The following is an 18,539-nucleotide window of genomic DNA, read 5'->3' on the forward strand; positions in this document are numbered from 1 at the left end:
TCCTAACCTCCGGTTGCCTTCGGTGCGAGGGATGGGGTGGTCGGTCGAGTGAGGATCAAGCCCCGCAAGGCCGTGCGGGCCAGGTGCACGCAGGAGTCCACGTCGACCGGCTGGTGGCCGAGCAGCAGGCGGAACGCTGCCGGGCCGAACAGCAGATCGATCGCCGCATCGGGCTCGACCTGCGGGTCGAGCTCGCCGCGCGCGACCCCGCGTTCCCACAACTCGCGCAGCGCCGCCCGGCGCGGCGCGAAGAACCGGGAGTTGAGCAGGTCGGCGGTACCGGGTTCCAGCACGGCGGCGGCGACCAGCTGGGCGAAGACGACGCCGTCGCGACCTTGGTAGTACTCGGCCAAACTGGCGACGGCCTGGACCAGGTCGTGCGCACTGTCCCCGGTCTCGACCAGCGGCACCAGGCGGCCGATGTGCGCGGCGAAGGCCTCGATCGCCAGCGCGGTGCGGTGCGGCCAACGCCGGTAGATCGTGGGCTTGCTGACACCGCTGCGGCGGCTCACCGCCTCGACCGTGCAGGCGGCGACGCCGCCTTCCAGGAGCAGTTGCGTGGCGGCGGTGAGGACGACCTCCTCGTGCGCGGACTCGCGAGGCCGTCCCCGGCCGCGGGTCTGCGGGCCGGTCACGGCTGAGCCGGGGGTCGGACGGCCTGCAGCGGGCCGTGCCGCTCGCCGGAGACTTGAAGTGATCCGAGCGTGGTGTGGCGCATCGCCATCTCCTTTACGTAACGACACGTAATCTAATACGGGTTCCGCCGATCCGCAACGCCCGGGCTCCGGGACGCGGGCGGCATGGCGCCGAACCGCCCTGGAAAGGTCCAGGTCCGAGGCGTGGTCCGGGCGAGGACGATGCGCGCGGACCACGGATGCCCGTGATGGCCGACATAACCGGGCCAACGATCTGGGCAATGCCACTAGCGGGGACGGAGGTCTGGCCAGTGCGGGGGGTGGCCGGACCAGGCGGAGCGCACCCGCACCCGGTGCACGTAGCGTCCCGCGCGTTCGAAGCCGTCCACGCAGTAGGGGAGAGTCACCGGGCCGGTATCGGTGGTGATCTGGGGGCCGGGGGCGACCAGGGTCTGCCGGTCGCAGCAGACGCACCAGCCGAACCGCCACTGGTGCCGGGGCGGCAGCGGGATGGGCCCGCTGGGTTCGGCGTCGGCGGCTTGGGCGGTCAGCATCGGCGGTCCTCGGCGGCGGGGGCGCGAACGGCGCGCAAGTCCGGCGCGCCAGTGACCGGTTGGATCTCGCTCGCCGGCGTCTCCCACTCGCACCCGCCGCCCTCTGGGCGCAGGTAGACGGTGGGGTACTTGCCGTAGCCGGGACCCATGTAGTGGCCGGTCAGGCCGTGCTTCTCGTCGCGGACCAGCTCCCCGACCCGCGGGATGTACAGCGCCGAACGTGACCATCCAGATCGCACCGTACAGCCTGGCCGAAGAGCTGCCCTTCACCATGATGGTCACCCTGCTGACCATGTCCGACCGTGCCGTCCTCGCCTACTCGGAGTGCCAGCTGCGGGGCTTCCTGGAGCGGGGCGGGGACACGGCCCGGGCCTGGGAGAAGGATTACCATCAGCTGCAGGTGGAAGCCCTCTCCAAGGGGGCGACTCTGGAACTGCTCCGCAAGGCGTGAAAGGAACTCGTCCATGACCCCCGATCTGTCCGGTGCTGCCTGGTTCAAGTCCTCCTACAGCAACAACGGGGGGTCCTGCGTCGAGGTCGCCCCGAACTTCCCCGGCATCGTCCCGGTCCGCGACTCCAAGGACCCGAGCGGGCCCGCCCTCGTCTTCACTGCCGAGGCCTGGCACGCGTTCGCGCGCAGCACCGCCGCCGGGGACTTCGGCACCGTCTGAGCAACCGTCACCACCGGGCCCCGCCACTCCTCTTGCTGGAGTGCCGGGGCCCGCTCGTGCGCGGCCGTTGCGGCGGTGTTCGCCGCCGGGTTCAGGTGAGTGCGGGCGTGCTCAGGGGCACGCTGTCCCCGTCCTCGTTGACCGCGCCGATCACCCGGTCCCGTTCGGGGGTGTTCTCCGGCTTCAGGAAGCCGATCAGGGTGTAGAGGACCAGCGAGGTGGCCACCGGGGCGGCTGTCTCGATGTCCGTACCCTGGCCGCTGATGCCGTAGTTGGTGAGCCAGAAGACGAAGAGGCCCGCTGCCCAGGAGGCGAGGGCGGCGGTGGGGCCGCTGCGGCGGAAGAGCGGGATCATGCCGAGCAGCAGCGGGATGGTGATCGGGCCGATCAGGCCGGCCACCCACTTGATCACCACCGTGATGATGTCCTTGAATGTGGGCGAGTTGACCTCGGTGGCCACTGCCATTGACAGCGCCAGGAAGGCCACCGTGCTGACCCGCGCCGCCAGCAGGCCCGCTCGACTGTCCCAGGCGCGGGCCCGCCGCGACATCACCGGGGCGATGCAGCGGGTGAAGACGGAGGCGACCGCGTTGGCGTCCGAGGAGCACATCGCCATGGTGTGCGAGAAGAAGCCGACCACGATCAGGCCGATCAGGCCGTGTGGGAGCAGGTGTTGGGTGAGCAGGGCGTAGGAGTCGCTGGCGTCCTTCTTCTTGGCGTGTACCAGCAGCGGCGCCGCCCACATCGGGAACATCAGCACCAGCGGCCAGACGAACCAGAGGATGGACGAGAGCCAGGCTGCCCGCCCGGCCTCCCGGGCGCTGGGCGCGGCCATGTAGCGCTGGGCCTGGTTCCACATGCCGCCGTTGTACTCGAAGGTCTTGATGAAGACGAAGGCGAGCAGGAAGGTCAGGGTGTAGGGGCCGGCGGTCGGGTGGGTGTGGGTGGCGGGGAGCTTGTGCCAGACCGTCCAGATCGCGGAGACACCGCCCAGCTTGCCGAGCACCGCGGCGAACATCGCGATCCCGGCCAGGATCTGGATGACGAACTGGCCGAAGTCGGTGAGCGCGTCGGCCCAGAGGCCGCCCACCGTGCAGTAGATCGCGGTGATCGCGCCGGTGAGCAGGATGTCCTGGTCCAGGCTCAGGCCGGTGAAGACCGAGAGCAGGGTGGCGATCGCGGCCCACTTGGCGCCGACGTCCACGATCTTCAGCAGGCCGCCGCTCCAGGCGAGCGCCTGCTGGGTGGTGACGTTGTAGCGGTCGGCCAGGAACTCCAGCGGTGAGGAGACGCCGAGGCGGGAGCGGACCCGGTTGAGCCGGGGTGCGAACAGCCGGGCCCCGATGGCGATGCCGACCGCGATCGGGAAGGCCCAGGTGGCGTAGGAGGTGATGCCGTACTGGTAGGCGATGCCGGCGTAGCCGGTGAACATCACCGCGCTGTAGCCGGACATGTGGTGCGAGATGCCGGAGAGCCACCAGGGCATCCGGCCACCCGCGGTGAAGAAGTCGCTGACGTCGCCGACCCTCCGGTGGGACCAGAGGCCGATGGCGAGCATGACGAAGAAGTACGCGCTGAGCACGGCCCAGTCGAGCGCGGTCACGGGAGGCTCCTGCGGGTGGGCGTCAGGGGAGGAGGACGAGTGTCCGGGTGGATCTGGCGGAGCCGACGGTCAGGTCGAGCGTCACAGTTGCCTGACTGTCCGTCAGTGTCACCGAGACACCAGGCGAGTTGGTGCGGAAGGCGCGGTAGCGGCCGTCCAGCGTGACGGTCAGCCGGGTGGACGTCCCGGTCGGCTCCGACGCCGCCAAGGTGGTCCGCGCGCCGTCGCGGCGCACCAGCACCGCGGCCGGACCGTCGACCGTGATCGGTCCGGCCGAGCCGGCGGCGAAGAAGGTGCCGGCCGTCAGCTGCTCACGCTCGGCGTGGATCGCTTGCACGGTAGGGGAGTTGACGAGCACAGCGGGCTGCTGCTCGCAGTGCGCGGCCTGCTCGGTCTGCGCGGCCGAGGCGCCGGGCAGCAGGACGTACGCGTAGTCGGCCGCGGTGGGATCGATGCCGTGGTCGAGCCAGAGGGTCAGGTAGCGGTTGGTGCAGGGCGTGGTGGTGCCGCCGGTGCTCGGGCCGTTGTCGATGTCGGCCCAGGCACCGGTGCGGGCCTCGCGCAGCGCGCGCAGCGGGGCCCCGGCCGGGAACAGGTAGCCGCCGACGCCCTCCAGGTGGGCCCAGCGGGCACCGTCGAAGCTTGCGGTCCAGCCGAGCGTGCCGGGCTGCCGACAGCCGTCCACCGTCAGCGCGTTGGAGCCGGTCGCGTGCAGGTTGCGGTTCTCGACGATGGTCTCCACGGCGTGACCGCTGCTCCCGGTGATCCCGGCGCCGAGCGCGACCACGCCGCGATCCAGGCAGAACCAGGACTTCTTGGCGCGCATCGGCGAGCCGTACGGCACCAGGTCGAGCCCGACGGCGCCGTAGTGCGCGTCCAGCACCGCGCCGCCGGACCAAGTGGTGGGCGGCAGCGTGGAGTTGCCGGCGCTCGGCGCCAGCGGGAGCTGGTCGACGGTGGTGCCGGGCAGGCGAGTCGAGTCGACCGTGGGCCAGTAGGCGTCCGTGTAGTGGCCGTTGTCGTGGTCGTAGAGGTAGGTGGCGCCGTCGCCGGTGTGCCAGCCGCGCTGGTTCTCGCCGTTGAGCGCCTCCAGGCGGGCGATCCGGCTGCTGGACAGTCCGACGGTCCAGGCCCAGCCCGGGCGGCGGTGCACCGCCCGTTCGATCGACGGGATCTGCAGGTGGCCGACCGGGGGCGGCGCGGCCGGCAGCCGGTGATCGTCCAACACCGAGTTGACCAGGGCGATCCGCTCGGGGGTGGCGCCGGTGGTGATCGTGGCGTAACGCTCGCGCTGGATCCAGCCCTTGGCGAGCGCCCGCCAGCGGGCCTGCTGATCGGGCGAGCCGACCGGAGCCAGCCGCAGGATCGCCTCGGTGATGAAGTGCCCCGCGTCGTGGTCGGTTTCGCCCTGCCGGGAGAGGAAGCGGCCGCGCACCACGTCCATCACCAGGCCGTCGTGCATGAACGGCGCGTAGGTCAGGTCGACCGAGTCGAGGATCACCTTGAACCCCGGGTCGGTGATCGCCCACGCCGATCCGCCGAGCAGCGCGGCGAGTTGGCTGAGGTCGCCGAGCAACACGTACGCGTAGTGGCCGTTGTACGGGATGGTGCCGTGCTGGATGTACCCGCCGTCCGGGTAGTAGCCGTCGCTGGTGGTGACGTACGGGAAGATGTCGGAGAGCTTGTCGCGGCCGACTGAGATCTGCGTCGGGTCCTTGGCCAGGATGCCGCGCAGGATGGCTATCTGGCACTTGTCGGAGCGGTTGGCGCCGGTGGTCACCACAGTGCCCTGCTGCTGCGTGGTGGGATCGCCGCAGAAGTGCAGGGTGGTGTCGAGGTAGCCGGCCAGATCGGCGGCCGGCACGGTGGCGCCCAGCAGTGCGCAGGCGTTGAGCAGCGCCTGCGGGCTGGCGATCTCCCAGTGGTACCAGTTGCCGACCTGTGCGGCGCCGGGGTTGTAGAACTTGCCGCCGATCAGCGCCAGGGCCGCGACCAGGTCGGCGGCGGTGGCCGGGTCCTGGTGGTAGCGGGAGCCGGGGGTGGCCCAGGCCAGGGCGGTGTCGCGGATCCGGTAGTAGCTGAGGCTGGCGTGCTCCACCGGTCCGAACGGCAGATCGGTGTAGACCGAGGCGGGGTTGGGGGAGCGGTCGTAGGCGGCGATGTCGGCGGCGGCGGTGCTGTCGACCACGGCGATGGCGGCGGTGTAACGGGTGTCGCCCGGGGTGATCTTCGAGGCGGCGGTGAGCAGGTCGGACCAGGCCGCGCGCAGGGTCTCGAACTGGTCGGCGGGGGTTGTGGCGATGGTGCTCGCGGTGCCGGCGCCGGTGGCGATGGCGCCGGTGGCGGTGGCGGTCGTGGTGCCGAGCAGGCCGGTGCCGGTGATGGCCAGGCCGGCGCCGAGGAGCGGGCGCCGGGGAATCGTGCCGTCCATATGCGCTCCGGGGAAAGGAAGTTGACGGAGGAAAGGAGCTCGCAGGGTGAGGACATCTCAGGGCAGGTGGCTGTGCTAGTCAAGAGCTTGGACAGGATTCACGGTTATGAACTACGCGTTGGGTCGCTCGAGTTGGCCGTCGACCCGGCGCGGCACCCGGAGCGGGTTGGCGTCGTGCAGCTCGGGCGGCAGCAACTCCGGTGGGGCGTCCTGGTAGACCACGGGTCGCAGCCAGCGCTCGACGGCGGTGGCGCCCACCGAGGTCGAGTTGCTGGTGCTGGCCGGATACGGGCCGCCGTGGTGCATGGCGGGGAGCACCGCGACGCCGGTCGGCCAGCCGCCGACCAGGACGCGGCCGGCGATCGCCGCGAGGCTGGGCAGCCAGTGGGCCGCCTCGGGCTCGTGCGGGGTGGTGTGCAGGGTCGCCGTCAGGCTGCCCTCGACCCGCGCGAGGACGGCGGCGGCCTCGGCGGCGTCGCGGTAGCGGGCGAGGACCACGAGGGGGCCGAAGCACTCCTCCAGGAGGAGGGTGTGGTCTGCGTTGCCGGCCCCGGCCCCGGTCGCGGCCCCGGCCCCGGCCCCGGCCCCGGCGTCGGGTTCGGGTTCGGCTTCGATGAGGAGCGCGGCGGGCAGTTCCAGGCAGCACGGGCGCAGGCGCCGGCCGGGCGCCTCGGCGTCCGGTACGGCGGTGAGCGACGCGACTCCCGGGAGCGCGGCGCGCGCCTGGCAGCCGGCCAGGTAGGCCGCGCCGATCCGCCCGTCCAGCGGCACCCCGGCGGGCACCTCGGCCAGCGCGGCGGCCGTGGCTGCGGCCAGCCGGTCGCCGGCCGGCCCGGCCGGCACCAGGACCAGCCCGGGCTTGGTGCAGAACTGGCCCGCGCCGAGGGTCACCGACCCGGCCAGGCCGGTGCCGATCTCCGCCGCCCGCTCATCCGCCGCCCGCTCGGTCACCACCACGGGGTTGAGGCTGCCCAGTTCGCCGTGGAACGGGATCGGCCGGGGCCGGGCCGCCGCCAGATCGGACAACGCCCGCCCGCCGCGCAGCGACCCCGTGAAGCCGACGGCGCGCAGCGCCGGATGCCGGACCAGGTCGACCCCCGCCGCGAAGCCGTGCACCAGCCCGAGCACCGCCGCCGGCACCCCGACCTCGCGGGCCGCCGCGTGCAGCAGCCGGGCGGCCAGTTCGGCGGTGGCCGGATGGTCCGCGTGCGCCTTCACCACCACGGGGCAGCCGGCCGCCAGCGCGCTCGCGGTGTCGCCGCCGAGCACGCTGAAGGCCAGCGGGAAGTTGCTCGCCGCGAACACCCCGACCACGCCGATCGGCGTCAGCCAGCGCCGCAGCACCGGGCCGGCGCCCGGCGTGGCCGGGTGGTCGATCACCACGTCCAGCAGCGCGCCCTCTCGGGCCACCGTCGCGAATGCCCGCAACTGACCGGCGGTTCGCGCGAGTTCGCCGGTCAACCGGGCGCTGCCGAGCGCGGTCTCGGCGTCGGCGGTGTTCACCAGCTCATCGCCTGCCTTCGCCAGCGCGTCGGCGGCGGCCAGCAGCAGCCGGGCCCGGACCAGCCGGTCGGCCAGTGCGGGCAGCGCCTGGTGGGCCGCCGTCACCGCGCGGTCGACGGCGGCGGTGTCGGACTCGACGGCGACCTCGGCGCGGCGTTCGCCGGTTCGGGGGTCCAGGCTCCAGACCTTCGCCTGCGGTATCGGCTGTGGCATCGCTGACTCCCGGTGCACGTAGGGGACTTCGGTCGCGGATCGGTGGAACTGAAGTCGGTGGAACTGAAGTCGGTGGAGCTGAATCGGTGGAACTGAGAGGGGTTCTGCGGGCTGAAGGGCGGCCACTATCCTGAACAGGTCGCGCACCATCGTGAAGGGAGCAGGCCCTATGGCGCAGTCCAGCCCCGCAGAGTCCACCGGAGCTCCGGTCAAGTCGGCGGTCCGCACGGTCGAACTGCTGGAGTACTTCGCCGGCCACCCGGGGATGCACAGCCTCGCCGAGGTGCACGAGGCGCTGTGCTATCCGAAGAGCAGCCTGTACATGCTGCTGCGCACGCTGGTCGAACTCGGCTGGGTCGAGACGGACCTGACCGGCACCCGGTACGGCATCGGGGTGCGGGCGCTGCTGGTCGGCACCTCGTACATCGACGGGGACGAAGTGGTGTCCGCCGCCCGCCCGGTGCTCGACAAGCTGGCGGCGGACACCACGGAGACGATCCACCTGGCCCGGCTCGACGGTTCGGACGTCGTGTACCTGGCGACCCGTCAGTCCCAGCACTACCTGCGGCCGTTCACCCGGGTCGGGCGCCGGCTGCCGGCACACAGCACCTCGCACGGCAAGGCCCTGCTCGCCACCTACCCCGACGAGCAGGTGCGCGAGCTGCTCCCGGCCACGCTGGCCCAGCTCACCGAGCACACCATCACCGACCGCGAGCAGCTGATCGAGGAGCTCGGCCGGGTACGGGAGTCGGGGTACGCGGTGGACAACGAGGAGAACACGCTCGGCCTGCGCTGCTACGGCACCGCGATCCCGTACCGCAGGCCGGCCCGCGACGCGATCAGCGTCTCGACTCCGGTGGCCCGGCTGACCCCCGGCCGCGAAGAACTCATCCGCGAGGCGCTGCTGGCGGCGCGCGACCGGCTGATCACGGCGATGCGGCATCTTTGACCGCCGGGGGCGGTGCGCCGGTCGACCGGCGGAAGGCGGCCAACTGGTCGGCCACCGTGGCGAGATCGGTGTCGGAGGCGATCCCGGCGTGGTGCAGCCGCAGCTCGGTCGCACCCGCCGCCACCGCCTTGGCGCCCAACTCGGCCACCAGGTCCGGGCGCTGACCCAGGCCGGCGACGATCGGCAGGTTGGCTACCAGAACGCCTTGGCCGACCTGCTCGAGCTGTCCGAGCCGGCCGACCTGCTCGATGGCCGCGTGCGGCAGCACCAGCCCGTCCGCTCCGCCCGCCCCGAGCAGCCAGTCCGCCTCGACCCCCGGGTTCGGTCCGCTGCGGTGGCTGACCGGGTCGGCGTGCACCAGGATCCGGAAGCCGGCTCCGGCGGCCGCGCGGACGGCCGCGATGCACGCCGCCTGGAAGGCCCGGGTGGCCGCCGTCCGGTGCGCGAGGGTGAGCCGGGCCAGCTTCGGGCCGAGCAGGCGTTCCACCTGCTCCCATTCGGACCGCTCACGTCCACCGCGTGCCTCCCCGCTCCCGTCAAGTGCCCCGTTCGCCCGCCAGAGCGGTTCGAGCGCCGCCCGGACGGCGGCCGCGGTGCCGGGCGCGCCGGCCGCCGTGTAAGCGCTTTCACAACGCGGGCAGAAGCAGAGTGACATCAGGTACTGGCCCGCGCCGCCCAGCTCCACACCGCTGATCTTGTCGTGCGCGTGCAGATGGGCGAGCCCGTACCAGCCGCAGGACTCCAGCTCGGTACCGGCGGTGTCCGCCCGTACGGCGGCTTCCGCCGCGAGCGTGGCGCAGTACTCGACCGCCTCGGGGCGGGCGATGCAGGGCGCCCACGGGTAGCGGTCGCCGTACGCGTTGCGCACGACCGTCTGCGGATGTTCCAGCCCCATCCGCGAGTTGTGCGCCAGCACCACCCAGGAGTGCACCGCCAGCCCCGCCGCCGCCAGCTGCCGGGCGGCGACCCCGTACGGGTCGCGCTGCGGTACCCAGCTCTGCCGGTACGGGCGCAACGCCCGCCCGCGCCAACGCGCCTCGTCCGGCGGGTAGTACACCGCGGCGTGCTCGGCCGTGACGATCCGGTGCCGCGGGTGACGAGGCGTCAGAGCCCGTACGCTGTGGTAGGCGGCGGCCAGCGCGACCGACTGGATGCCGAGGTCCCGCAGCCGGTACGGCGCGTCCGGGTCCCCGGCGATGTCCCAGGGGTAGAGGAACGCGCCGACCCGGGGCGGCCGAGTCGCTCCGCTCACAGCAGGTCCCGTCCGCGCTGGATGAGTTCGGCCAGCTGCTTGAGGTGCTCCGGCGTCGGCTCGGAGAGCGGTGAGCGGACGGTGCCGACGTCGAGCCCCTGCTGCCGGACCGCGGCCTTCACCAGGGAGACCGCGTAGCCCCGTCCCTGCTGGCGCAGTTCGACCAGCGGCCGGTAGAAGCCGTCCAGCAGGCGGTGCATGGTCGCGTCGTCGCCGTTCCGGTAGGCCAGGTTGAAGGCCATCGCGATGTCCGGCGCGAAGCAGAACACGGCCGAGGAGTAGCGGGTCACGCCGAGGCCGCGGTAGGCGAGGGCGGTCAGCTCGGCGGTCGGCAGACCGTTGAAGTACAGGAACGGTCGATCCGGCTCGGCGGACCGGACGGCGCTGATGGTGCGTTGCAGCAGGTCGAGGTCGCCGAGGCCGTCCTTGAACCCGATCACCCTTGGCATGGTGGCCAGTTCGACCACGGCCTCGGGGGTGAGCACGGCGTTGTCGCGCTGGTAGACGATCAGGTCCAGCGGGGTCGCTTCGGTCAGCGCCGCGTAGTGCCGCAGCAGGCCCGCCTGGTCCGGCCGCACGAGATACGGCGGCAGCACCAGCAGCCCGTCGGCGCCCACCTGGTGGGCGCGCCGCGCGAAGTGCGCGGCCAGCGCCGTGCCGTGGCCGACCCCGGCGACGACCGGGACCCGCCCGGCGGCCTCGGCCACGGCCGCCTCGATGACGCGCTGGTACTCGTCGAGGTCCAGCGCGTGGTACTCCCCGGTCCCGCAGGCCGCGAAGACCGCCGCGGCGCCTTCGCCGATACCGCGGCCGACGTGGGTGCGGAAGGCCGCCAGGTCCAGCGAGCCGTCCGGGGCGAAGGGCGTCACGGGGAAGAACAGGAGCCCGTCGAGCCGCTCGAAGAGTGGAGTCACAGTGGTCACCCATCTGATGGCTGTCCATATATATGAATTGGTTTGACGGTAGGTCAGGCCGTCCTGATGGTCAATAGGCCGGTGGCTGGGCTACTTTCTATCCAGGCAATCGCTCACCCATCGCTCATCCATTCACATCCATGAATGCGAGTCCGTATGACTGAGGTCCTGGGCACTCCTCGTGCCGGTGCCCGTACCGTCCTGCTCACCGGCGCGGCCGGCGGGGTCGGCACCTTCCTGCGTGCGAGCCTGCCCGGCTACGGGTACGAGCTGCGGCTCTTCGACAAGGCCCCGATCCCGGACGAACCCGAGGCCGTGACGGCCGACCTCGCCGACGCCGAGGCGCTGGCCGCCGCCATGGCCGGTGTCGACGCGGTGGTCCACCTGGCCGGCATCTCGCTCGAGGCGCCGTTCCCGGACATCCTGACCGCCAACATCGAGGGCACCTACCGCCTGTACGAGGCCGCTCGGGCCGCCGGGGTCCGCCGCGTCGTCTACGCGAGCAGCAACCACGCGGTCGGCTACACCGAGCGTCCGGCGGACGGCGCCATCGTCGGGGTCGACGTCCCGCACCGGCCCGACACCTACTACGGCCTGGCCAAGTGCTTCGGCGAGGACCTGGCCGCGCTCTACGCCGACAAGCACGGCATCTCGACGGTCTCGCTGCGGATCGGCTCCTGCTTCGCCGAACCCCGCACGGTGCGGATGCTCTCCACCTGGCTCAGCCCCGCCGACTGCGGCCGCCTGGTCCACGCGTCGATCGGCGCCGAACTCTCCGGTCACCACGCGGTGTTCGGCATCTCCGCCAACACCCGTGGCTGGTGGGACCTGGAGCCGGGTCGTCGGCTGCTCGGCTACGAGCCGCTGGACGACGCCGAGGTGTATGCCGAGAAGCTGCTCGCCGAGCATGGCGAACTCGCCTCGGACGACCCGGAATCGCGCTACCTGGGCGGTGCGTTCACGACGTTCTGAGGGCTGGTGGTACACCTCGGGCTGCTTGGGCCGCCTGAGGTGCCCGGTCTGCTCGACCAGCTTTTCCCGCGCTCGACGGCTTCGAGGCGGTGATCACGTACGAGAGCGTCCCGCACGATGACACCCTCACTGGTGGACCAGGTCCAGTAGCCAGGTGACGACCGCTCGGGCAGTGCCGGAGACGAATCCACTCAGGACAGCACGGGTCAGGGCCGTGCGTTCGCGGCGGGCGAGACGCTTGCGGGGCATCGCTACTCCTGAAGTCGTGATCAGCGCGTTGTCGGCCGACCGTTCGCTGCCCAGGTTCGCCCCCGCGTGGAGGCTGACGCCCAGTTGCGACAGGACCGGGGTGCGCAGCGGCACCGGTGCGGGCCAGGACAGGGAGCGCAGCCGGGCGGAGGATAATGAAGCGATGAGTAGCGACGAGAGGGGCGGCTCGGTGAAGCGGCCGCGGTTGTTGCAGCGGGCGCAAGTACGGCCGGGGCCGTTACGGGACCTGAAGGACCTGTTGTACAAGGCGTATCTGGCAGCTGAGGCCCCGACTCTGGAGGAGATCGCCGCGGATACCGCTGACCGTCACGACTTGGCAGGGGCGCCGCGCCGCGACACCGTCCGGCGCTGTATCAGTTCACCGGAGCTACCGGCCAGCCAGCCTGACACGGTCGCCGTCGCCGTCGTGCTCGCCCGCCGTGCCGGCTGGGATGAGAGCGATCTGGCCGTGCGGATCAGGGAGTTGTGGGTCAAGGCCCTGATGACCGAGCCGATGGGCCTGCCGATCGGTACGTTCACCGATCCGTTCGCCCTGGAGGTACACCGGTCGATCGAGGTCGCGCCGATCCACGCCGGGTCCGAACTACCGGCGCTGCCGCGCTACGTCGCTCGCGCGCATGACGAGCAACTGCGAACCGTCATCAGGTGGGCTACCGAGGGCAGGAGCGCGATGGCCGTGTTGGTAGGTGGATCGTCCTCAGGCAAGACTCGGGCTTGCTGGGAACTGGTTCAGGCACTGCCCGCAGAGTGGCGGTTGTGGCACCCCTTCGATCCCGGCCGGTCCGAAGCCGCTCTGGAGGGAATGGACCAGGTCGGGCCGCGGACCGTTGTCTGGCTCAACGAAACCCAGCACTACCTGCTCACTCCTGCCACCGGACTCGGCGAACGGCTGGCCGCCAAGCTGCGCACCCTGCTACAGGACACCGACCGCGGACCGGTGTTGATCCTGGGAACCGTGTGGCCCGAGTACTGGGCGGCACTGACCTCCCCTCCCCACGACGGCGAGGCCGATCCGCACACGCAGGCCCGCGCCCTGCTCACCTCCGTCAGCACCGTCGTCGACGTACCGGACGTCTTCACCGGCCCGGACCTGGATGCCCTGAGCGCTGCGGCCGACCGTGATCCGCGCCTCGCGCAGGCGGTCGAGCGCGCGGAACAGGGGCAGATCACCCAGTACCTCGCCGGAGGCCCGGCCCTGATCGAGCGCTATCAGACCGGGGCCCCGGCCGCGAAGGCCCTGATCGAGGCAGCAATGGATGCCCTGCGCCTCGGACACGGCCCTTCTCTGCCCCACGACTTGCTCGCTGCGGCGGCCGAGGGCTACCTCACCGACACCCAGTGGGACCAGTTACCCGATAACTGGCTCGACCAAGCCATCGTCTACACCACTCAGAGCCTCCGCGGCGCCCGTGGTCCGCTTACCCGAATCCGCCCTCGCCGCAGCCAACCGCCCCGCTCCCAGCCGCACTACCGGCTCGCTGACTTCCTCGAACAACACGCCCGACAGACCCGGCGCACCACTCCTGTCCCCACCGCCTTGTGGAACGCCCTCATCGACCACGCCACCCCGACCTTCCGCACCAGCCTCGCCCAAGCAGCCGACAACCGCGGCCTCCTGCGCATCGCTGCTCGCCTCGACACCAGCGCAGCCGCCGCCGGTGACACCAGCGCCCTGGTGCGGGTGGCCAGGCGCCTGGATGAGGCAGGGCGATCTGACGAGGCGCGCAACTGGTACCTACGCGCGGTCGAGGCCGGCGACCCCGACGCCCTCCGGGAGGCCGCCGACCGGTTGGAAGGAACTGGGTGGACCGAGGAAACACTCGCCGGCCTGCGGCCCTTCGGGGACGCCGGTGATGCCAGAGCCGTGTGGAGGGCGGCTGAGCGGCTGGATCAGGCGGGTCGGAGGGAGGAGGCACTCATCTGCTACCAGCGCGCCGCCGACGCCGGCCACCCCGGCGGCGTAGTCCGGGTGGCCAGATTACTGGGGCGGTTGGGCCGGTTTGACGAAGCGGCCCTGTGGTACCAGCGCGCCGCCGAAGCCGGCGAACCTGGTGCCGTAGTCCGACTGGCCTGGGTCCTGGAGCAGGCGGGGCGTTTCGACGAAGCACTCCCCTGGTACCAACGCGCCGCGCAGGCTGGCGACCTGGGAGCCCTGGGGCAGGTGATTGGGCCAGATCAGGCCCGACATGCGCAGGAGGCACTCATCTGGATGCGGTCACGCGCCGACGCGGGCGACTCGGAGGCGCTGGCCGAGGCGGCCTGGCTACTCAAGCAGGCAGGGAGACTTGAGGAGGCGCTCGCCTGGTACCAGCGCGCCGCCGACGCCGGCCACCCTGGCGCCCTGCGCGAGGCCGCCGAGCTGCTGGAACAAGTGGGACGGGCTGACGAGGGGACGAGACTGAGGCAGTTCGGGTGGGAGCCGGACGGGCGGATCGCAGAGCGTTGGGAGGTTCTGCTGCCGCAGGCTGGATCAGTCGGTGGCAAGTACCCGTAACAGCCGCCGCAGCGGCAGTTACGTGGCCTTGCGCGATCGACCGAGGCGGTAGGTCCGCCGGGCCGTCCCGCCGAAGAGTTCGGCCTGCTCGTCCGCGCTGAGGCCGGCGGTCAGAGTGCGGGCGGTGGACAGTACCGTGCCGTAGGAGGCGGCGAGCAGGCAGACCGGCCAGTCGGAGCCGAACATCAGCCGCCGGGGTCCGAAGGCGTCGATCGCCGCCTGCGCGTACGGGCGCAGCGAGGCCATCGTCCAGTTGGCCCAGTGCGCCTCGGTGACCAGCCCGGAGAGCTTCGCCACCGTGTTCGGCAGTGCGGCCAGCTCGCGGACCAGGTCGACCCAGGGCGCCAACTCGCCGGTTGAGATGGGTGGTTTGCCCAGGTGGTCGAGGATGAAGGTGAGTTGCGGCAGGAGTCGGGCGGCGGCGATCGCGGCCGGCAGTTGGTGCGGCAGCACCACCAGGTCGTAGGCCAGGTCGGCGTCCGCCAGCGCGGCCAGGCCGCGCAGTACCTCGGGGCGCAGCAGCCAGTTCGGGTCCGGCTCGCCCTGCACCTGATGCCGGATGCCCACCAGGGCTTCGCCGCCCGGCAGTTCGCGCAGCTCGGCCAGCACCTCGGCGATCGCGGGGGAGGTGAGGTCGGTCCAGCCCACCACCCCCGCCACCAGGGGGCTGCCGGCCGCGAGCGCGAGGAACTCCGGCGTCTCCGCCGCCACCGTGACGGTCTGCACCAGCACGCTGGCGCCGACCCCTGCGGCGGCGGCCTCGGGCGCCAGGTCGGACAGTGAGAAGTTCCGTCGCAGCGGGGCGAGTTCGGGGCCGACCAACCAGTCCTGGTCGCGCACGGAGAGGTCCCACAGGTGGTGGTGCGCGTCGACGATCGGTGGTGTGCTCACAGCTGCCACACCACCGGCAGCCCCGCCCCGGCGCCCTCGGCCGAGTAGTCGTGCACCACGTCCAGCAGTTCGGCCATCCGGGCCTGCCAGGCGATGTTGACCGGCAGCTGCTCCAACTCCGCCAGCAGGCGCCCGTAGTCCTCGCAGTTCAGCAGGTGGAACAGCTCGGTGCCGCTGCGCCAGATCGTCCAGGAGTGCACCCCGGCCGCGCGGATGGCGGCCGTCAGCTCCTCGGGCACGGCCCGGTGGGCGTCCTCGTACTCGGCGATCCGGTCGGCCCGGACCCGGGTGTGCAGGGCTATCCGCATGGCTACTCCTCCTTGGACCGACCGGGCTCGGTGACGATGACCACGTCCAGCGTGCGCGGTCCGTGCACGCCCTCGACGCGGTCCAGTTCGATGTCGCTGGTGGCCGAGGGGCCGGAGATGAAGGTCAACGGGCGCCGCGGGTCCAGCCGTTCGAGCGCCTCGGGCAGGTCGCCGACCACCTGGTCGGCCCGCAGGACGCACAGGTGGTAGTCGGGCAGCAGCGTCAGCGCGCGGCGGCCCTGGCCCGGACCGCCGTCCAGGACCAGGGTGCCGGTCTCCGCGATGCCGAGCGCGGCGGTCGACAACACCGCGTCGGTCGCGTCGAGCTGACCGGTGGTCAGCTGCGGGTCGTCGGAGAGTACGGTGAACGGGCCGGCCGGCAGCCACTCGGCGCGGAAGCCCTCGGGCACCACCACCTGCCGTGCGCCCCGTTCGGTCAGCGCCGCGCCGAGCGCCGCCGCCAGCTCCGGCTCGGCGACCAGCCGCACGGTGGCCTGGTAGTCGGCCACCCGCTCGGCGAACCGGCCGACCACATCCGCCCCGGCGTGGCTGCGCCGGTAGTCGCGCGGCACCGGGACATCCTCGGGTCGTTCCTCGGCCGGCACGTCCGCGAGGGCGGCGCGGATCCGGCCCAACATGGTCTCGCGGCTGCTCACCGGCCGGTCTCCTCGGGGTGCGTCCGCTGCCACCAGGCGCGGAAGGACTCGGCCGGCGGCACCGGCAGGTCGCGGGTGTCGGACCAGGCGTGGAAGGGGCCGGGCAGCGGGCCGATCCGGCCGCCGCGCCCGACCAGCCGGCCGCCGAGCGCGCCGGCCTTCTGGGCCATGCTGAGGCGGCCCGGTGCGGCCAGCACCTGGGTGGCCGCCCGCATCACCAGCGACTCCATGGTGGGCACGGTCCGCCCGCGCTTGGCGTCGACCACCTTGGCCCGCAGGTGCACCAGCACCTCGGGAATGTTGATCTTCACGGGGCAGGCGTCGTAGCAGGCCCCGCAGAGCGTGGAGGCGAAGGGCAGCGAGTCCGCCCCGTCCTCGCTGCCACGACCCACCCCGGCGAGCTGCGGGGTCAGGATGGCGCCGATCGGTCCGGGGTAGACCGACCCGTACGCGTGGCCGCCGACCCGCTCGTAGACCGGGCAGACGTTCAGGCAGGCCGAACAGCGGATGCAGCCGAGCGCCTGACGGCCGACCTGGTCGGCCAGGGTGGCGGTGCGACCGTTGTCCAGCAGCACCAGATGGAAAGTTGACGGTCCGTCACCTTCGTGGACGCCCGTCCAGGCCGAGGTGTAGGGGTTCATCCGCTCGCCGGTCGCGGAGCGCGGCAGCAACTGGAGGAAGACCTCCAGGTCGGCGAAGCTCGGCACCACCTTCTCGACGCCCATCACGGTGATCAGGGTCTCCGGCAGGGTCAGGCACATCCGGCCGTTGCCCTCGGACTCCACCACCAGCACGGTGCCGGTCTCGGCCACCGCGAAGTTGGCGCCGGAGATGGCGACCTTGGCGCGCAGGAACTTCTCGCGCAGGTGCAGTCGGGCCGCCTCGGCCAGCGCGCGCGGCTCGTCGGTCAGTTCGGCGGGCACGTCGGCCATCCTGGTGCGGAAGATCTCGCGGATCTCGGCGCGGTTGCGGTGGATCGCGGGCACCAGGATGTGCGAGGGGCGGTCGTCGGCCAACTGGACGATCAGCTCGGCGAGATCGGTCTCGTAGGCGGCGATGCCCTCGGCGGCCAGCGCCTCGTTCAGCCCGATCTCCTGGGTGGCCATCGACTTGACCTTGACCACCTCACGCGTTTCCTCGTCCGGGCCACCGGTGGCCTTCACCAGCTCGACGACGATCCGGTTGGCCTCGGCCGCGTCGGCGGCCCAGTGCACGGTGCCGCCGGCGGCGGTGACCGAAGCCTCCAACTGCTCCAGGTACCGGTCGAGATGGCGCAGCGTGCGGAGCTTCAGCGCGGCGGCGCTGTCCCGCAGCTGCTCCCAGTCGTCCAGCTCGGCGGAGACCCGCAGCCGCTTGTCGCGGATCGTCCCGGTCGCCTTGCGCAGATTGCGGCGCAGTTGGGTGTCGGTGAGCGCTTTCCGGGCAGCCTGTGGGAAGGCCGGCGTGCCGAGCCAGACCAGACCGTCGCTCATCGCGCCCCTCCTTCGGTCGAAGCCGGTCCTTCGGTCGCGGCCAGGATCTCGGCCAGGTGCACGGTGCGCATGCCGGTGCGCAGGCGGCCGAGGCCGCCGCCGATGTGCATCAGGCAGGAGTTGTCGCCGGCGGTGAGCACCTCGGCCCGGGTGTCCAGCACCTGGCGCATCTTGTCGGCCAGCATGGCGGCCGAGACGTCCGGGTTCTTCACCGCGAACGTGCCGCCGAAGCCGCAGCACTCCTCGGCGCCCGGCAGTTCCACCAGCTCGATGCCCTTGACCGCGCGCAGCAGCCGCAGCGGCCGGTCGCCAACCCGCAGCATCCGCAGCGAGTGGCAGGTGGGGTGATAGGTGACCCGGTGCGGGTAGTAGGCGCCGACGTCGGTCACCCCGAGCACGTCCACCAGGAACTCGGACAGCTCGTACACCTTCGGCGCCACCTCCTCGACCGCCCGGCGCAGGCCGGGGTCGTCGGCGGCCAGCAGCGGGTGGTTCTCCCGCACCATCCCGGCGCAGGAGCCGGACGGGGTGACCACGGCGTCGTAGCCGGCGAAGGCCCCGGCGAAGCGGCGGACCAGCGGCAGCGCCTCGGGGCGGTAGCCGGTGTTGAACTGCGGCTGCCCGCAGCAGGTCTGCCCGAGGGGGAAGTCGACCTGGTGGCCCAGCCGTTCCAGCAGGCTGACCACCGCCCGGCCGGTCTCGGGAAAGAGCGTGTCGTTGAAGCAGGTGATGAACAGGGCTACCCGCATGG

19 protein-coding genes are annotated in these 18,539 nt (G+C 72.0%); 5 read left to right on the forward strand and 14 right to left on the reverse strand.

Annotated elements, in window-relative coordinates; translation table 11 throughout:
* Positions 1-2: 2 nt before the first annotated feature.
* From ABH937_RS22415 to ABH937_RS22425, 3 genes are all read right to left on the reverse strand, one after another.
* Positions 3-635 (reverse strand): TetR/AcrR family transcriptional regulator, encoded by a 633-nt coding sequence (locus ABH937_RS22415; RefSeq protein WP_280694519.1) that lies wholly within the window; start codon positions 633-635, stop codon positions 3-5.
* Positions 636-922: 287 nt separating this feature from the next.
* A complete protein-coding gene (locus ABH937_RS22420) occupies positions 923-1,189 on the reverse strand; it encodes a hypothetical protein (protein WP_280694518.1) in 267 nt (88 codons plus the stop codon).
* Complete coding sequence (locus ABH937_RS22425) at positions 1,183-1,428, reverse strand: hypothetical protein (RefSeq protein WP_370219210.1); 246 nt, start codon at positions 1,426-1,428, stop codon at positions 1,183-1,185. The genes ABH937_RS22420 and ABH937_RS22425 overlap by 7 nt, the downstream gene beginning before the upstream one ends.
* Between ABH937_RS22425 and ABH937_RS22430 the strand changes: the two genes are divergently transcribed.
* Positions 1,410-1,640, forward strand: coding sequence for a Scr1 family TA system antitoxin-like transcriptional regulator (locus tag ABH937_RS22430; RefSeq protein ID WP_370219211.1), 231 nt, complete (start codon positions 1,410-1,412; stop codon positions 1,638-1,640). The two genes, ABH937_RS22425 and ABH937_RS22430, sit on opposite strands and share 19 nt — an antisense overlap.
* A 13-nt stretch (positions 1,641-1,653) precedes the next feature.
* Positions 1,654-1,860, forward strand: a complete 207-nt coding sequence (locus tag ABH937_RS22435; RefSeq protein ID WP_280694515.1) for a DUF397 domain-containing protein — start codon at positions 1,654-1,656, stop codon at positions 1,858-1,860.
* A 91-nt stretch (positions 1,861-1,951) separates the two neighbouring features.
* Here ABH937_RS22435 and ABH937_RS22440 read toward each other — a convergent pair whose 3' ends face one another.
* The 3 genes from ABH937_RS22440 to ABH937_RS22450 all read right to left on the reverse strand — a co-directional run bounded on the left by ABH937_RS22440 (position 1,952) and on the right by ABH937_RS22450 (position 7,610).
* Positions 1,952-3,463 carry a sodium:solute symporter family protein gene (locus tag ABH937_RS22440; protein ID WP_370219212.1) on the reverse strand — a complete coding sequence of 504 codons (1,512 nt, stop codon included), beginning with the start codon at positions 3,461-3,463 and terminating at the stop codon, positions 1,952-1,954.
* A 22-nt stretch (positions 3,464-3,485) separates the two neighbouring features.
* Positions 3,486-5,894, reverse strand: a complete 2,409-nt coding sequence (locus tag ABH937_RS22445; protein WP_370219213.1) for a polysaccharide lyase 8 family protein — start codon at positions 5,892-5,894, stop codon at positions 3,486-3,488.
* Positions 5,895-6,005: 111 nt separating this feature from the next.
* On the reverse strand, positions 6,006-7,610 hold the full coding sequence (locus tag ABH937_RS22450) for an aldehyde dehydrogenase family protein (protein ID WP_370219214.1): 1,605 nt from the start codon (positions 7,608-7,610) through the stop codon (positions 6,006-6,008).
* A gap of 169 nt (positions 7,611-7,779) precedes the next feature.
* Here ABH937_RS22450 and ABH937_RS22455 point away from each other — a divergent pair, with 169 nt between their 5' ends.
* Positions 7,780-8,559, forward strand: coding sequence for an IclR family transcriptional regulator (locus tag ABH937_RS22455; protein ID WP_280693113.1), 780 nt, complete (start codon positions 7,780-7,782; stop codon positions 8,557-8,559).
* Here the strand turns inward: ABH937_RS22455 and ABH937_RS22460 are convergent.
* Both ABH937_RS22460 and ABH937_RS22465 read right to left on the reverse strand, forming a co-directional pair.
* Positions 8,537-9,811, reverse strand: coding sequence for a hypothetical protein (locus ABH937_RS22460; RefSeq protein WP_370219215.1), 1,275 nt, complete (start codon positions 9,809-9,811; stop codon positions 8,537-8,539). The genes ABH937_RS22455 and ABH937_RS22460 overlap by 23 nt on opposite strands.
* Positions 9,808-10,734, reverse strand: a complete 927-nt coding sequence (locus ABH937_RS22465; protein WP_280693111.1) for a 5-dehydro-4-deoxyglucarate dehydratase — start codon at positions 10,732-10,734, stop codon at positions 9,808-9,810. Before ABH937_RS22465 ends, ABH937_RS22460 begins: the two co-directional genes overlap by 4 nt.
* Before the next feature lie 147 nt (positions 10,735-10,881).
* Here ABH937_RS22465 and ABH937_RS22470 point away from each other — a divergent pair, with 147 nt between their 5' ends.
* Complete coding sequence (locus tag ABH937_RS22470) at positions 10,882-11,697, forward strand: NAD(P)-dependent oxidoreductase (protein WP_280693110.1); 816 nt, start codon at positions 10,882-10,884, stop codon at positions 11,695-11,697.
* A gap of 126 nt (positions 11,698-11,823) precedes the next feature.
* Here the strand turns inward: ABH937_RS22470 and ABH937_RS22475 are convergent, their stop codons facing one another.
* Entirely contained in the window at positions 11,824-11,946 is a 123-nt protein-coding gene (locus ABH937_RS22475; RefSeq protein ID WP_280693109.1) for a hypothetical protein, read from the reverse strand.
* Positions 11,947-12,109: 163 nt separating this feature from the next.
* Here ABH937_RS22475 and ABH937_RS22480 point away from each other — a divergent pair, with 163 nt between their 5' ends.
* Entirely contained in the window at positions 12,110-14,461 is a 2,352-nt protein-coding gene (locus ABH937_RS22480; protein ID WP_370219216.1) for a transcriptional regulator, read from the forward strand.
* Positions 14,462-14,479: 18 nt separating this feature from the next.
* On the opposite strand, the gene ABH937_RS22485 is transcribed toward ABH937_RS22480, so the two are convergent.
* From ABH937_RS22485 to ABH937_RS22505, 5 genes are read right to left on the reverse strand one after another with little or no spacing between them, the layout of a single operon-like run.
* Complete coding sequence (locus tag ABH937_RS22485; RefSeq protein ID WP_370219217.1) at positions 14,480-15,352, reverse strand: amidohydrolase; 873 nt, start codon at positions 15,350-15,352, stop codon at positions 14,480-14,482.
* On the reverse strand, positions 15,349-15,660 hold the full coding sequence (locus tag ABH937_RS22490; protein WP_370219218.1) for an L-rhamnose mutarotase: 312 nt from the start codon (positions 15,658-15,660) through the stop codon (positions 15,349-15,351). Before ABH937_RS22490 ends, ABH937_RS22485 begins: the two co-directional genes overlap by 4 nt.
* Positions 15,661-15,662: 2 nt before the next feature.
* On the reverse strand, positions 15,663-16,316 hold the full coding sequence (locus ABH937_RS22495) for a lactate utilization protein C (RefSeq protein ID WP_370219219.1): 654 nt from the start codon (positions 16,314-16,316) through the stop codon (positions 15,663-15,665).
* Positions 16,313-17,788 (reverse strand): LutB/LldF family L-lactate oxidation iron-sulfur protein, encoded by a 1,476-nt coding sequence (locus ABH937_RS22500; protein ID WP_370219220.1) that lies wholly within the window; start codon positions 17,786-17,788, stop codon positions 16,313-16,315. Before ABH937_RS22500 ends, ABH937_RS22495 begins: the two co-directional genes overlap by 4 nt.
* The gene (locus tag ABH937_RS22505; RefSeq protein ID WP_280693103.1) at positions 17,785-18,537 is read right to left on the reverse strand and encodes a (Fe-S)-binding protein; all 753 of its coding nucleotides are present in this window, start codon (positions 18,535-18,537) and stop codon (positions 17,785-17,787) included. Before ABH937_RS22505 ends, ABH937_RS22500 begins: the two co-directional genes overlap by 4 nt.
* Between the last annotated feature and the right edge of the window lie 2 nt (positions 18,538-18,539).

Source organism: Kitasatospora sp. GAS1066B (assembly GCF_041262605.1).
GTDB lineage: Bacteria > Actinomycetota > Actinomycetes > Streptomycetales > Streptomycetaceae > Kitasatospora.

Coding starts and splice junctions, on each gene's coding strand:
- ABH937_RS22505 (WP_280693103.1), bottom strand. CDS start 18,537: ATGCGGGTAGCCCTGTTCATCACCTGCTTCAACGACACGCTCTTTCCC.
- ABH937_RS22445 (WP_370219213.1), bottom strand. CDS start 5,894: ATGGACGGCACGATTCCCCGGCGCCCGCTCCTCGGCGCCGGCCTGGCC.
- ABH937_RS22500 (WP_370219220.1), bottom strand. CDS start 17,788: ATGAGCGACGGTCTGGTCTGGCTCGGCACGCCGGCCTTCCCACAGGCT.
- ABH937_RS22435 (WP_280694515.1), top strand. CDS start 1,654: ATGACCCCCGATCTGTCCGGTGCTGCCTGGTTCAAGTCCTCCTACAGC.
- ABH937_RS22470 (WP_280693110.1), top strand. CDS start 10,882: ATGACTGAGGTCCTGGGCACTCCTCGTGCCGGTGCCCGTACCGTCCTG.
- ABH937_RS22475 (WP_280693109.1), bottom strand. CDS start 11,946: ATGCCCCGCAAGCGTCTCGCCCGCCGCGAACGCACGGCCCTGACCCGT.
- ABH937_RS22490 (WP_370219218.1), bottom strand. CDS start 15,660: ATGCGGATAGCCCTGCACACCCGGGTCCGGGCCGACCGGATCGCCGAG.
- ABH937_RS22455 (WP_280693113.1), top strand. CDS start 7,780: ATGGCGCAGTCCAGCCCCGCAGAGTCCACCGGAGCTCCGGTCAAGTCG.
- ABH937_RS22420 (WP_280694518.1), bottom strand. CDS start 1,189: ATGCTGACCGCCCAAGCCGCCGACGCCGAACCCAGCGGGCCCATCCCG.
- ABH937_RS22450 (WP_370219214.1), bottom strand. CDS start 7,610: ATGCCACAGCCGATACCGCAGGCGAAGGTCTGGAGCCTGGACCCCCGA.
- ABH937_RS22480 (WP_370219216.1), top strand. CDS start 12,110: ATGAGTAGCGACGAGAGGGGCGGCTCGGTGAAGCGGCCGCGGTTGTTG.